This window comes from Paenibacillus sp. 1781tsa1, assembly GCF_024159265.1.
Taxonomy (GTDB): Bacteria; Bacillota; Bacilli; order Paenibacillales; family Paenibacillaceae; genus Paenibacillus.
Genome location: NZ_JAMYWY010000001.1, coordinates 6038938 through 6053571 on the forward strand (window position 1 = coordinate 6038938; position 14634 = coordinate 6053571).

General features: G+C 46.3%; 14 protein-coding genes. 4 read left to right on the plus strand and 10 right to left on the minus strand.

Going from position 1 to position 14634, the window contains the following annotated elements; translation table 11 throughout:
- Positions 1–294 precede the first annotated feature (294 nt).
- Both NKT06_RS27205 and NKT06_RS27210 read left to right on the plus strand, forming a co-directional pair.
- The gene (locus tag NKT06_RS27205; protein ID WP_253441010.1) at positions 295–1485 is read left to right on the plus strand and encodes a cation:proton antiporter; all 1191 of its coding nucleotides are present in this window, start codon (positions 295–297) and stop codon (positions 1483–1485) included.
- Positions 1486–2388: 903 nt separating this feature from the next.
- Positions 2389–3042 (plus strand): transcriptional regulator, encoded by a 654-nt coding sequence (locus NKT06_RS27210; RefSeq protein WP_253441012.1) that lies wholly within the window; start codon positions 2389–2391, stop codon positions 3040–3042.
- A 641-nt stretch (positions 3043–3683) separates the two neighbouring features.
- Here NKT06_RS27210 and NKT06_RS27215 read toward each other — a convergent pair.
- The 10 genes from NKT06_RS27215 to NKT06_RS27260 all read right to left on the minus strand — a co-directional run bounded on the left by NKT06_RS27215 (position 3684) and on the right by NKT06_RS27260 (position 12736).
- On the minus strand, positions 3684–4169 hold the full coding sequence (locus NKT06_RS27215; protein ID WP_091019228.1) for a DedA family protein: 486 nt from the start codon (positions 4167–4169) through the stop codon (positions 3684–3686).
- 13 nt (positions 4170–4182) lie between these two features.
- Positions 4183–4728, minus strand: coding sequence for a CDP-diacylglycerol--serine O-phosphatidyltransferase (gene pssA, locus NKT06_RS27220; protein WP_253441014.1), 546 nt, complete (start codon positions 4726–4728; stop codon positions 4183–4185).
- Between the two features lie 21 nt (positions 4729–4749).
- Entirely contained in the window at positions 4750–6498 is a 1749-nt protein-coding gene (locus NKT06_RS27225) for a sensor histidine kinase (protein ID WP_253441016.1), read from the minus strand.
- Entirely contained in the window at positions 6495–7175 is a 681-nt protein-coding gene (locus NKT06_RS27230; protein WP_253441017.1) for a response regulator transcription factor, read from the minus strand. Before NKT06_RS27230 ends, NKT06_RS27225 begins: the two co-directional genes overlap by 4 nt.
- Positions 7176–7426: 251 nt before the next feature.
- The gene (gene thiD / locus NKT06_RS27235; protein ID WP_017692191.1) at positions 7427–8239 is read right to left on the minus strand and encodes a bifunctional hydroxymethylpyrimidine kinase/phosphomethylpyrimidine kinase; all 813 of its coding nucleotides are present in this window, start codon (positions 8237–8239) and stop codon (positions 7427–7429) included.
- Between the two features lie 105 nt (positions 8240–8344).
- Positions 8345–9043 (minus strand): ABC transporter permease, encoded by a 699-nt coding sequence (locus NKT06_RS27240; RefSeq protein ID WP_253441018.1) that lies wholly within the window; start codon positions 9041–9043, stop codon positions 8345–8347.
- Positions 9036–9959, minus strand: a complete 924-nt coding sequence (locus NKT06_RS27245) for an ABC transporter ATP-binding protein (RefSeq protein WP_253441019.1) — start codon at positions 9957–9959, stop codon at positions 9036–9038. The genes NKT06_RS27240 and NKT06_RS27245 overlap by 8 nt, the downstream gene beginning before the upstream one ends.
- Positions 9960–10084: 125 nt before the next feature.
- A complete protein-coding gene (locus NKT06_RS27250; RefSeq protein WP_253441020.1) occupies positions 10085–11017 on the minus strand; it encodes a sensor histidine kinase in 933 nt (310 codons plus the stop codon).
- Entirely contained in the window at positions 11014–11679 is a 666-nt protein-coding gene (locus tag NKT06_RS27255) for a response regulator transcription factor (RefSeq protein ID WP_483311636.1), read from the minus strand. Before NKT06_RS27255 ends, NKT06_RS27250 begins: the two co-directional genes overlap by 4 nt.
- Before the next feature lie 205 nt (positions 11680–11884).
- On the minus strand, positions 11885–12736 hold the full coding sequence (locus tag NKT06_RS27260; protein ID WP_253441021.1) for a DegV family protein: 852 nt from the start codon (positions 12734–12736) through the stop codon (positions 11885–11887).
- Positions 12737–13041: 305 nt separating this feature from the next.
- On the opposite strand from NKT06_RS27260, the gene NKT06_RS27265 reads away from it, so the two are divergent.
- On the plus strand, positions 13042–13818 hold the full coding sequence (locus NKT06_RS27265; RefSeq protein ID WP_253441022.1) for an ABC transporter permease: 777 nt from the start codon (positions 13042–13044) through the stop codon (positions 13816–13818).
- Positions 13815–14615: an ABC transporter permease gene (locus NKT06_RS27270; protein WP_253441023.1), complete on the plus strand. Its 801-nt coding sequence runs from the start codon at positions 13815–13817 to the stop codon at positions 14613–14615. Before NKT06_RS27265 ends, NKT06_RS27270 begins: the two co-directional genes overlap by 4 nt.
- The last annotated feature ends 19 nt before the right edge of the window (positions 14616–14634 follow it).

Sequence of the window (14634 nt, forward strand, 5' to 3'; positions counted from 1 at the left end):
ACAAAAACCTTAGCACTCCCCTATAAAATGCCCCTTTGCGGCCATTTTCAATCAAATCCAATCTGGTTCCCATTTACCGAATCCTTCATTTGTGGTATAATTAACGCAATTAATCACATACGCGTTCAAAATGGAGGAGCCTGTCACCAAGGGCCCCTCTTTGTTTTTTTTCAAGCATGGATGGCACTTTTCGGAGTGGTTCCATGCTTTTTTATTGTTTCAACCCAGAGTTGGGCATGTTTCACCCTTGGACAGGTTAACCTATTGACGCTACTGCTGGAGAGGAGTACATCTATGGAATTTATTTTGGTTCTTGCACTTATCCTGATTTTCACTAAATTGGCCGGAGATTTATCTGTACGGCTTGGTCAGCCATCCGTTTTAGGGAAACTGATTGTCGGTGTTATTCTCGGACCTGCGATGCTTGGTTGGGTTCAACAAAGTGACTTCGTCCATTATATGGCTGAAATCGGGGTACTGCTGCTAATGTTTATTGCCGGACTTGAAACAGATCTGGAGCAATTGAAGAAAAACTGGAAAGCAGCCTTTGCCGTTGCTGTGGGTGGTATTATTTTACCTTTTATTGGGGGATACAGTTCAGCCTTGGCGTTCGGTATGTCACAGACACATGCACTGTTCTTTGGACTTTTATTCTGTGCCACGTCCGTCAGCATTTCCGTTCAGACACTCAAAGACATGGATCAACTCAGCTCTCGTGAGGGTACAACCATCCTTGGTGCAGCTGTCGTCGATGATGTTCTGGTCGTTGTCATTCTTGCTGTTATGATGAGCTTGCTGGGTACAGGTGGAGGAGACACTTCAATTTCTCTGCTAATTGGCAAGAAGCTGTTATTCTTTATTATTATTATCGCTGCCAGCTGGTTCATTGTTCCACGCATCATGAAGTGGATGGCACCATTAAAAGTAACCGAGACCGTCATTACTGCGGGACTGATTATTTGTTTTGGATTCTCCTACTTTGCAGAGTGGATGGGTGTTGCCGGAATCATTGGTGCATTTGCCGCTGGGATCGCCATCTCCCAAACCAACTTCAAACATGAAGTCGAGACCAAACTGGAACCGATCGCCTACGGAATTTTTGTTCCGGTGTTCTTTGTCAGTATCGGCTTAAATGTCACCTTTGATGGTGTCGGTTCACAAATTTGGTTCATTGTCGTTATCAGTATCATCGCTATTGTAACCAAACTTATCGGTGGAGGAGCCGGTGCACGACTGACGGGATTCAACCGTTCCTCTTCGCTGGCTATTGGGGCAGGCATGATCTCCAGAGGGGAAGTTGCCCTGATTATCGCTTCAACGGGACTTGCTTCCGGATTGCTTGATTCGGAGTACTTTACCAGCGTTGTGATCATGGTTATTGTTACTACACTGGTTACTCCGCCACTCCTCAAAATCACCTTTGCACGCAAAAAAGGGGAAAAGCGAGTGGAAAGAGGAATTGAGGAATCACATTTAAACGGGTAAGGACATGCCAACGTCAAAACTAACTTAAAGATTCCAGTTGTAGCGTTATGATTCCTAGACATCAGTTGTGTCCCTAGAATTACTAGGAGTGTCTTATAAGTCAGGTGAACTATGTACTGATGATATGCTGCACTTTTCGTACACCAAGCAGCCAAGTCACACACCAACACGGTCTTGAAGCATCAGGGTGCCAAAATAAATTCTGAAATCCAGGCTGGCTCGGCCTTAAGATTGATCATTCTTCTAAGGAACCCAGGACGTCTTATTTGGCCTTCTGGCTTTCCTTTTCAATTTAAGAAACATCAGACACCTTATTTCCCAAATTTGCATATGCAAACGCTGAAAATGGCTGTACATTCCGATATAGCGTTTCTCAGGTTCCTTATATTTCTATTAGTGCATCAAATCCCTGAATAAGACGTCTCAGATTCCTTAGCTCTTATTGCCGCTCTACGCTTTTTTTCCAAGCCTGAGTGAGGGACGACGCATACCGGCGGTACGAAGAGCTTAATTAAATGTAAACTGCCTTGAGTGGGAGAATAATCTACTTTTACAGCGTCTACATCGCTTACTCGCACGTGAAGGGCGCGTTGTCACACATTCAAAAATGTGTAGCACTTACCCATTACCAGATCCGAATACGCTCAGTCTCGTTTTGGCTTTCAGACTAAGGGTTGAGATACGGTCTAGTTGAAAGGTATTGAAATCATTCCGTATTTAAAGCTATACTTGATTTAGAAATGCAATATACGGGTCGTGAAGCACACGCCGCTTTGATCTATTCTTCCCCTTCGACATGAAGGTTGGAGATAGTCAGAGCGGCTTTTTGTATTTTCACATGATGACTTGAAGTATTATTCACGTTCGGTTTAATTATTTTATTTTTAGAGGAGATGAAAGACGATGAGCATTGATTTTGATGAGGCTTACGAAGTTTGGATGCACTCTCTTTTGGAGAAGGAAACGAACCCACGAGTGCGTTCCCGAATTGAAAATGGACTTGAACATGGCACATTGGAATTTTTGCGTTCAGTTTGGTTTCCGGTGATGAAAAATTTAAATCATTTGCAACCCGAATGGGAGGTACGTGACTTTCATAACGGCTATCGGTATCTGGATCTTGCATACATGCCAGGTAATGGCGTTAAGGGAGGTATTGAAATCCAAGGATACGGGCCACATGCTCGTGACCTGGATGTACGGCGTTTTAAAGATTTATGCTGGCGGCATTGTCTGCTAACGCTTGATGATTGGATTTTTCTGCCGATCGCGTATCTTTCCATTAAAGACGAACCGAAACGGTGCCAACAGCTCGTGCTGTCTTATATGGGTAAATTCATGGCCACAGACGTTCCTCCAGTCTTAAATTGGCTTGAAGCCGAGACTGTACGTTATGCCATACGTATCATCCGTCCTTTTGCCCCGTCGGAACTTGCTACGCATCTGCGAATTACAGATCAGCATGCTCGAAGAGTTCTTCACAGCCTGATTGATCAAGAGGTATTACATGTCGCTAGTGGCACTCAACGATATCGAACCTATATCTTACGAACATGAGACACTCTATTTCGCCTATATGGTACATGTCCATTTTTTAACGAACTCAGGACACCTTATTGTGATGATATGGAGTAAATCTGGGCACTTTTCCAGACTTTTCTGTGAAATAAAGCTTCTGAGATTCCTTAGAATTCCAACATGCCTCATATCTCCATAATAAGCCCGTCTGAGTTCGTTAGCATTTTGGATATGGCTTTGAAACGTTCTGAAACGCTCGGAGTTACTACACGATTCTTAAAGCTCACTGGGAACCACTAGAGTTTCTGGGGTTGGGGTGTCAGATCCTTACTTTACTAACGAGTTACATGGAGAGTTACATTGAAATTCACACGGAGATTTACATGGAGATTTACATGGAGAGTTACATGGAATTACTTTGCGATTTACACAAACTGTTATACGAAGAGTTATACGGAGGATTATACGAAGAATTACTTTAGAGAAATAGCTGGATTAGTTCTGAGCTTGGATTTGCTTCGAATAGCTTATGGGCTAGTCTACAGTTCCAAGAGAAAGTTACTTGAAGTCGATTAAATTACTTAGAAGAGGCCTCCCATCCTACACAGAAAACAAAAAAAGACCACCTTACACTCAAGAGGTCTTCCATCTTTGCCCGTTGTTACAACAGGCTGTCCCATTTAAGTTAACACACCAACATAAAAACCAATCGAGATAAAGACAACACACCAAACGAATGCACCAATACCTGATACAACTACGTATCTGCCAATTGCCATGCGGCTCATCCCTGAGAAACAGCACATCAGATGTCGAATGCCCGGAATAAAGTAACCGAGGATGATTGACCAATATCCATATTTCAGAAACCACGACTCCACCCTGCTAAATCGTTTGGCATTCACGCCAATCCACTTGCCATACTTATCGAACAGCGGCCTGCCTGCCTTCTTGCCAATCATGTAGCTGAGCAGCCCTCCGGTAAATGCGCCACCGAAACTGACGGCGATGGATACGGAGTAATTCAATACCGAGATGGAGGCGAGATAACCGACAAACGTCATCATCACCTCATCCGGAATCGGCATGCCAATAACGCCAAGAGCCAGTAGTCCGTATATTGCGAAATAACCATATTGACCAATAAATTCTTTTGCAAATTCCATACTGACTCGCTCCTTATTTCGGTTCCACAATATCCTTCTCATGTGAGGCTAGCACTTGTTTTAGAGACGGGAATCGGATTTGGCTCACCATGAGACCGGATAATACAATAATGACAAGATAAGCTACACCATGTGTGAAATAAGGACTCCAGAGCGCGAAAAAGGACATCAGACCACCGGCAAATGTAATCGGCATCCCGACAAAACCGCTGCTTGCTGTCTTCTGACAGTTATAACGAGCCAGGCGCAATGCACCGCAAACCGGAAACAATGCGGTCAGTGCCATCCCCAGCACACTCACTTCATTCATGGAGTTCAGGTACAGAATCAGCACAGGGGCTGTTCCGAATGAAACTACATCCGCGAGCGAGTCCAGGGCTTTCCCGAACTCACCCTCACAATGTAATTTGCGGGCTGCATAACCATCAAACAGATCAAAGAACATCGCTACCCATATCATCATTACAGCCAGGGCAAATTCACCATGAATAGCCATAATGACTGCCAGCATGCCTGAACTCAGATTCCCCAAGGTTAAAATCGATGGTAAAGACTTCATAAGAGTTGACTCCCTTTCGTACTAGGCTTTAGGAAAAATAATATAAAAACGGACTCCATCCGGTGTATTCTCCACTCCATAATTGCACCCGTGCAGATCAAGGATCTGCTTCGCAATGGCCAGACCGAGCCCGGTTCCCCCCATTTTGCGATTACGTGAGCGCTCTACCCGATAGAACCTCTCCCATATATACTGACGCTCAGCTTCAGCGATCTGCTCGCCCTTGTTCTCAATGGAAATATGGACAAAACCTTCACGCCTGCTAATCTCAATAGTTATATCGGTATGTGGTATCGCGTGACGTATAGCATTCATCATGATATTGAAAATAACTTGCTCCAGCTTGCTGCGGTCACCCTCAACCGTCTGCTCTGTTGTGGATACAAGCACCACATCCAATCCTTTGTCCTTCAGTTGCGGACCCAGACGGCCGGCGATATCTTCAATCATGTCAGCCAGCGCCACAGCATCGGTATTCAATTGAATCGCTGAGGATTCCAGTCGCACCAGATCCAGCATCTCTTCAACCATCGTTTCCATTTTGATCGCCTCATCGGCAATGATCTCAATGTAGCGCTCCCGCTTGCTCTCACTCACGCCGTCCTTCAGCCCTTCGGAATATCCCTTAATGATGCTGATGGGTGTCTTAAGTTCATGTGATGCATCGGCAAAAAACTTGCGCTGACGCTGTTCAATCTGCTGCTTCATTTCCATATCCGTACGCATCTGTGTGTTGGCCTGCCTCAGCTCTTCCAGTGTCTGACCCAAGGTTCCCGATAAAGCATTAAGGCTGTTCGACAGACTGCCGATTTCATCATTACGCCGGATGGGTGATTTCACCGTGAAATCCAGCGTAGACATTTTTTTGGCAACATGGTTCAAGGCCAAGAGCGGCTTCGTTACAATTCGGGACAGGAGCAACGCCAGCAACAGAATCAATATAAATGCCCCAATGCCAAAATATGCATAGAACAAACGTGTTGCCTCATTCGCTTCCCTCATCTCCTGTAGAGAGGTGAGCGAGAAAATCAGTTGCTGCTCAGGTCCGGAACGATGCACTGGAGCAATAGTAATCACATTGCGAACACCACTCCAGCTATCCATCCATTCTTCATTGAGCATTTTGCCATTCGCCAAGGCCAGTTGGTCTTCGGTGGACAAAGGGAACCGGCTATCCAGTGCTTGCACCAGCAGTCCCTGCCTCTGACTCCACGTTGCCAGATTGGGAAGAACTACCTCGGTCAGTACGCCTGACCATTCCTTTACCGGTTCAATTGATTCCTGAAAGCTTTCTGTTCCCCATGCGGCAGAAGTGGCATCCTGGATTTTGAATGGATAAACCATGGACCCGCTGGCCGGGCCTTTCACCGTCAGTTCCTGCCCATATTTCAGATGAGATGTAATCCAGCCAGCATTCTCACTATTGATGAACAAGGACAAGGACACCTTCACGTGACTCCCATCCTGCTGTAACAACGTAATATGGAACGGGTCATTAACCAATCTTCCGGTATTCGTCAGAATGACCAGATGTGACTGATTCTGACGCATGAACTTACCAGTCTCCTTGGCTAGCTGCAAATCACTCCAATGGCCATTGGAGTATTGCTGTTCGAACTTGGACAGCTTTTTCTTCATACTGCTGACCTTCTGATGCTGATAGAAGTCGGGAAACCAGACCAACTGGGCAAAAACCGTCGTCCCATATAGCAGAACCAGACATCCTGCCATGACCAGGAAAAGCTTCATCGTTACGCCATTTCTTCTCATGCTTCTGCCTCAAAACGATATCCGGTACCAATCACCGTTCGGATACACTTGGCTTCATCACCCAATTTACTTCGCAGCTTCTTGATATGAGTATCCACAACACGTGAGTCTCCTTCAAAATCAAATCCCCAGATCCGATTCAAAATGGCATCCCGGGACAACACAATGCCTGCATTTCGAACCAAATAAAGCAACAGGTCATATTCCTTTGGCGCAAGCTCGACTTCAATTCCGTCCTTCTCCAGCCGCCGAGCCCATGGATCAAGGGTTACCTGTCCGAAACGAATCACACCCTGCTCTCGTCCCAACGCGCCTTCAACACGTTTCATTAATGTCTCTGCACGTGCAACCAGCACACGTGGACTAAACGGCTTCGTGACGTAATCATCAACACCCAGCTGAAAGCCATGAATTTTATCGTCATCCTCGGACCGTGCAGTCAACATGATAATAGGTACGGTGGATTGGGAGCGAATATGCCCACATAACGTCCATCCATCCATTTCAGGCATCAAAACATCCAGAATGACCAGATCCACCTCATGCAGAGCCAGCAATTCCAATGCCTGTACTCCATGTTCTGCTTCAATAACGTTCCATTGTTCTTTTATGAAATAATCGGCCACGATCTCACGAATGCGGCTTTCATCTTCCACCAGAAGCACTGTTCTGATCATGGCCGACTCTCCTTTTTAGATTTCTGATGATAACATACCTATTCCGTGTGTCGTTCATGTGTCCAGACATGTTTTGGAATGAACCCCATGATATATACGATTAATATAAGCCAAAAGTTACTAATTTTTATCAAAATTCGCACAAAAAAGAAGCCGTCAACGAGCAAGCTCCAGCTCATTGACAGCTACTTGAATGAAATCGAAGTATGTTGTCCAGAATTGATGCGCTACTGCGCGCTCCCTGACAGCACTTAACGTTGTTGCTCCAGACGGTGTGCTACATGCAGTGTAGGACCAACAAAACGATTCAGCGGGAATCCGCCGGCAATCGCTTTGGTCACAAAGGCTTTACCTTCACGAACAGCCTCTTTCACTGAAAGACCACGAGCCAATCCTGCGGTAATCGCCGCAGACGTTGTGCAGCCCGCACCATGCGTATATCCGGAGCCGACAACATCGGCTTCAAACCATTCGTAGTTGGTTCCATCATAGAGTAGATCCATTGCTTTACCCGGGCTAATGACACCTCTGTCCTTGATCAGAACATGTTTCGAGCCATGGGCATGAATTGCTGCTGCCGCTGCTTCCATCTGTTCCTTGGAGCGAATAGGTCCGCTCTTCGCCAGTTGGGATGCTTCGAACAGATTAGGTGTAACCAGATCAGCACCTGGCAACAGGAATTCGATCATCGCTTCCGTATTTTCCGGTTGCAGTACTTCGTCTGTACCTTTGCAGACCATTACCGGATCGATAACGATCTGTGGCAGACCGCTGCGGCGAATATGTTTTGCCACCAGTTCAATAATATCTACAGAACCGAGCATACCTGTCTTCATTGCATCGAAACCGATGCCGTCCAGAACCGTGCGAAGCTGCGCTTCAACCACATTTAATTCAACAGGAAAGACCTGGTGATCCCATGTTTCGGGCTCCATTGCCACAACCGTAGTCAGTACGGTCATGCCATACACACCCAGCTCCTGAAAAGTTTTCAAATCAGCTTGAATACCTGCACCGCCGCTCGTGTCCGAACCAGCTATTGTTAATGTTTTTGGAATCGTCATGGTAGTTGCATTCTCCTTCGTGTCTCAGTTGACATTATCCTATCCCTTGTACGAGCGGATGTCAATGGCATCTGAAGCCATACAGAGCATGGTTTTCCGAATGATTCAGTTCACATCTTTTGTCTCCAGACGAACCATGGACATCGAAGCAATCCATATCCCTATTGCTCCAAGGGTCAGAGGAATAATAATAAGAGAATGAATGGAAACTTCCGACCCGTTGAATCCGGAGCAGACAATCGAAACCAGCAAAATGGACGAGACCATTGTAGTTGTAACAGAATGCTTACGCATACCGAAGAATAGGGGAATGAGTGCCATACACGCAGCCGATAAAGAACTTATACTGTACTTCACCAGAAGTCCCAATATATCCCGACTCGTCAGTGATTCAGGAATGAAGGAGTAGAATTGATTAACAATCAACAATAGTGAACCCATGAACAGATCGTTAACCATAATCATCACAAATGTAAAACCAAACACGATAATCAATTTGGCAGCGATGATTTTCTGACGCTGGATGGGATAGGTGAACATGACGTTCATCGTTTTATTTCTATACTCACTGATCACCAGCTTGGATAATAAAGCTCCTGCAAATATGATAAAGGTCGCTCTCACAAATGTATCGATAATTATAAAGGCAGTCTGGTAATCGGCATAGGCATAATCTTCTGCTCCCACATCCATGAAGCCAATCATGATCAGGAAAAGAAGAATGGCTATACTGGCTATACCTGCACCTGCAAAATTCCGCGAAAAGCGGTGCTTCCGCATCTCAAGCCTGATCAGTTTAAGCAACTTCTTCATCCCCTTTCACAAGCTTCATGAAGTGTTCTTCCAGGGAATGAGCCCGTTTGGATATCGATTCGATCTCAATGCCGTGTTGGATCAGCTTGGTGTTTAGTTCCGATGGAATGATGCCCGGATCATAGATGCGTAACGTTTGGTCATCGACCAGTTTATAATTACTCAAACCAAGTTGATGTTCAATGACATAGGTCGCTTTGCGGATATCCACCGCCTGTAACTCAATGTACTCATTTTGACTTCCCCGAATGCTCTCCATCGATACTTCTTCGACCAAGCGACCACCGCGAATGACACCAACCGTGTCGGCAATTTGCTCTATCTCGCCTAGGATGTGACTTGAGACCAACAAGGTGATGCGATACTCGTTGCTAAGGCGTTTGAACAAATCTCGCATTTCCCGGATCCCTACAGGGTCCAAACCGTTGATCGGTTCATCCAGAATGAGCAGTTCAGGTGTGGTTATGAGTGCACGAGCCAGTCCGAGCCTCTGCTTCATGCCCAGGGAGAAGTCTTTGACCGGTTTCTTGCCCGTATCCTTCAGCCCTACCATTTCCATCGTGTTGTCGATGATCTTTTTGTTGTAGAATCCCATGTATTCACAGTGAAGCTCCAGATTCTCGCGAGCAGACAGTCTATCGTAGAAAAAAGGATATTCAATAATACTGCCCATTCGCTTCAGCACTTCATAGGAGGTCGGCGTAAGCTTCTCCCCAAACAGTTCAATCTCCCCTGTTGTTGGTTTGACGAGATTGGTGAGCATCTTCATGATGGTTGTTTTACCTGCACCATTCGGACCGAGGAATCCATAGATCTCACCTTGCTTAATGCTCATATTGACGTTGGATACAACCTCTGCCCCTTCATATACTTTAGTCACATCTATCGTTCGTGCGATATAATTCATCGTCTTGTTCTCCTTTACGTCCCCTGTCCGGGTTCCTATATCTGTATTGTAAAGAGAAAAGTCTGCTTTTTTATTAATCAAATCTTACAAAAACCTTAAGCTTGCTCGGTAACACCCAAACGGCTCTACCAAGCCTTGAGGGTAACTGAAAATACAGTCCGTTGATGCGGCACACTATGTAAATGAATGCTTCCATCCATCCGCTCAACTAGCCGCTTCGTGATCGTTAGACCAAGGCCACTGCCTTGATAGAGTCGATTGCGGGAATCCTCCAGTGTATACATGCGTTCAAACACACGACTATGCTCGCTCTCAGGAATCCCTTTTCCCTGGTCCCAGATCTGTAGCGTCACAGGTCCACCGCTCGAATGATTAAGTGATAGCCCCAGCACCTTACCCTCTGCTCCATATTTCATCCCATTGGTAATAAGATTATCCAACACTCGGTCCAGAGCTTCTTCATTCGCTTGCACAAAGATATCCCCCTCAGGTATCTCCAATTGCACGTACAACCCGAGATTCGTCAACATTTCATAAAAGGAAAGCATCTTCACGCGGCTTAATTCGCTTATATTCACCCGACTAAGCACCAGCTCGGTGTCTCCGGATTCCAGCTTCGCCAAGTCAAAAAAGGAATGAATCAAACGCAGCACTTCCTGCGCCTTATCTTGTATTTTCTCTGTCATAATCTTCCGTTCCTGATCGGTCAGTGATGGACTGTGCAGCAAGGTCTCACTATAACCCAGCACAACGGTGAGCGGCGTTTTCAGATCATGCGAAATGTTGGAGAGCATATTACGCATCTCTTTCTCCTGGTTCGCATAACCGGCCTTAGCGCGATGCGCATGGTCCAGCAGCTGGTTCATGTCTTTCAGAAGCTGACTAACCTGCTCATCACTGTTGAATACGAGCAAGCGCTCAAAGGTGCCTTGGTCCAGAATTGTGGATATTTTCTGATGAATATAGGACAGGTGTTGGTTTCTTTTCCGGAATTTCAACCACAATACAATGAAGGCCATGGCCAGAATACCTGTTGTAATGGCAAAAATCAGTGTCATCCCTGCTCCGCCTCCAGCTTATACCCGATGCCCCAGAGTGTCTTGATATACCGGGGAGCCGAAGGATCTGCCTCCAGTTTCTCACGCAGACGACGCATATGTACGTTAATGATATTTTCGTCTCCATAATAATGATCGTTCCAGACGGAAGCGTAGATCTGAGCCTTGGTGAACACTTTGCCAGGATGGGTAACGAATAGCTTCAGAATTCCAAATTCCTTGGATGTCAGCTTGACGGGTGTACCTTCACGCTCCACCTCGTACGTCTCCATGTCGACCACAAGTCCTCCAAGGTGAATACGCTGAGCTTTAACCACTTCAGCCACAGGCTGAGCAGTATAATTGGCTCGGCGAATTGCAGCTTTAATCCGGGCAGTCAATTCAATTAATGAGAACGGTTTGCTCAAATAATCGTCAGCGCCAAAGCCCAGACCGAGCGCTTTATCCACCTCACCATCCTTCGCAGACAGAATGAGCACAGGCACCAAACTCACTGCCCGAATGGTTTGCAGCACATCCATCCCACTCTTGTGAGGGAGCATCAGGTCCAGAATAACCAGATCATACCCAGGTTGTGACTGGCTGAACTGACGTTCTGCCTCTAAGCCGTCATATGCATACGTGACGTCGTAGCCCTCTTTTTCCAGATAAGGTCCGACCATTTCACTAATTGAACGATCATCTTCAACAAGCAACAAGCGATGACTTGACACGATTTCCCCTCCAGCATGAACATTTTTCCTTTATTACCTCACAGTTTGTTTGAATTGGCAATGACATACGAAAAAACCTGACAGGAAGTACACTTCGGTATAAAGTGTGTTTCCTGCCAGGTCTATGAGCGTTTACAGATGAGTGCTTGTTCGTCTAATTTCTATATCCGTTCTCGCTGTGTATCCAGCATAGTCCAATGGTTCCTGCACCTGCATGAATACTTACTACTGGGATGAACGGCATGATTTCGGTCTTTAATTTGGGGAGCAGATTGGCAATCTGCTTCTTGATCGTGACGGCTTCATCCTGATTGTTCGCATGCATAATGCATACATGCTTTACTTTCTCCATATCCAGCTTAAGCATATCCAACATGCGATCTTTCGTTCGCTTGAACGTGCGGATCTTCTCATTCACAACCACTTTGCCCTCTTCAAATCGGAGCAGCAGATGGATCTTGAGCAGTTGACTGATGATCAGCTGTGTGCCGGACACCCGGCCACTGCGATGAAGATTCTGAAGGCTCGCTGGTATGAGGTAAAAGGACATGTTATCAATCATCTGTTCAATATTTACTTTGATCTCGGAAGCCGAACATCCCTGCTTCTGCCATTCCAGTCCTTGCATAACCATCTCACGAAGAGGATAGGCACCTGCCTTTGAATCAATTGCGGTCACCGTCACACCTGCAATCTCTGCAGCCTGCATAGACGTATGCAGCGTTCCGCTAAGCGCTGTAGAGCAATGAATCGTAATAATCTCATCGTACTTGTCTTTGAGCGATTCATACAGTTCAATGAACTCGCCAATGGGTGGCTGCGAACTGCTCGCACGTGAAGCCTCCGCAAGTTTCTCATAGAACATTTCAGATGTTATGTCATCGGTTTCCCGGTAACATTCCTCTCCAAATACGATGCGCAGCGGTACGATGTAGATATGATTTTGCTCCGCAAAAACGGGATCCAGTGTACTGGTACTATCGGTGACCCATGCAATTTTCTTCATGACATCCTTCTCTCTTGCCGGATTGTTCGTTCTGTATCCTCAATCGTCAGGCACAAGCCCGGCGGTTTATTTAAAATTTGAATATTTCACATTGTAAACGTTTGCGATACTACCTCTCAATTATAAATGAATGGACAGACCGTTGTCTTGTGGCGCAATCATGAACACCCCTATTAATACCATTATTAGCTAAAAAAATGTCTTGCCTGTGAAGGAATAAATTGGTATGCTGTTGTCCTTCTCTCTTTTTCGCCTTGACTGAAGTGAACGGAAACGCCGTTCAATCCACTTATCGGAGGTGTCACATGCTTTATTTCACTCTGGCTTCCAAAGCCTACTCCCGGAATCTGCAATACCGCGGGGCACACATGGTACATAACCTGGCAAGCGCCATGTTTGGTTACATGTATGCCTGCCTCTGGATCGGCATCGGGGCCGACCATACGCTCGGGGAATACGGGACACAGGGGATGATCAGTTACATTGCGTTCACGCAATCCTCTCTCTGGATCTCGGGTTTTCTCACGAATGGACTGGGTATTCCCCTATCCGTCAGGACAGGGCAGATCGCACTGGATCTGATGAGGCCTGTTCATCTGTTCACCCACCTGATGGCACGCGAATGGGGGCAGATTGCCTACCAGTTCGTGTACAAAAGTATTCCAATCTACCTGCTCTTCTCCATTGTCTTTTCCCTACATTGGCCCTCGGACGTTTCAACACTTGGTTATGCCGCACTTGGTCTTGCTGGCGCCGCATACTTGTCCATCTGTATGAACTACATCATTGGTGCCACATCGATGTGGACCACAGAGTCCTCCTGGCTTCATTGGGGCAATCACGCGATGATGAATCTGCTGGCTGGTTTTTTCATTCCGCTGGAATGGCTACCGAACTGGCTTGAACAACTTGCCTGGATATCACCCTACCCATTCCTGCTCTATGTACCTACCCGAATCTATCTTGGTTTCGAAGATGGCTCCTTGTTATGGGGAACCTTGCTTTGGTGCGTCTTTATGACGTTGATCTGTCTCGTGATCACCCAAGTGTTACGTCGTAAAGTGGAGGTGCAGGGCGGATGAAGCGAACTTCCTGGTTCCATTTATATAAAATGCTCATTCGAACAAGCATCCGCAGCCGGATGCAATACAAGTTCAATTTCATCATGGCGTCCGTACTGGCCGCTTTAATTCAGATCTCCGAGTTCCTGATGGTTGCTCTCGTGCTGCACCGATTCGGAGCAATTAAAGGCTGGTCCCTCCATGAGATCGGTTATCTCTTTGCCATCATGACGTTATCCAAAACACTGTATCGCACATTCGGCAATGAGGTTCATCATCTGGAAAAGTATCTGGTTAATGGTGAGCTTGATCAACTGTTAACTCGTCCCATGCCCGTATTGCTGGCCCTGCTGCCGCAAAACTTCCGCATAATGGCTGGAGAAGTCCTGCAAGGCGGATTCATTCTCTGCTGGTCTGTGGCAGGCATGATGCACAGCGGACAGATCGACTGGATCGCCATTCCCTTCTCCTTGCTCATTATTCTGACGGGCGCAGTCATTCTCTTTTCCATTGGACTCGCTACTGCCACACTCGGATTCTGGACCACACGCATTGAGGAATTACAGACGATCACGGAAGATGCAGCACGAACGGCTGCCCAATATCCGCTAACGTTATATCCCAAATGGATGTCTGGCATTCTGCTAACGGTGATTCCCGTAGGGTTCGTCAATTATATTCCGTCACTCTATCTACTGCGGGGTGAAGGCGGAGCATGGGTCCTTGTTGCTGTTGCGGCGGTTGCCGTACTGAGCTTGGCTGCAAGTCTGCGTTTCTGGCAATTCGGCTTGACCAAATATCAAAGTACAGGTAGCTAAGGAGGCGAAACGAATCATG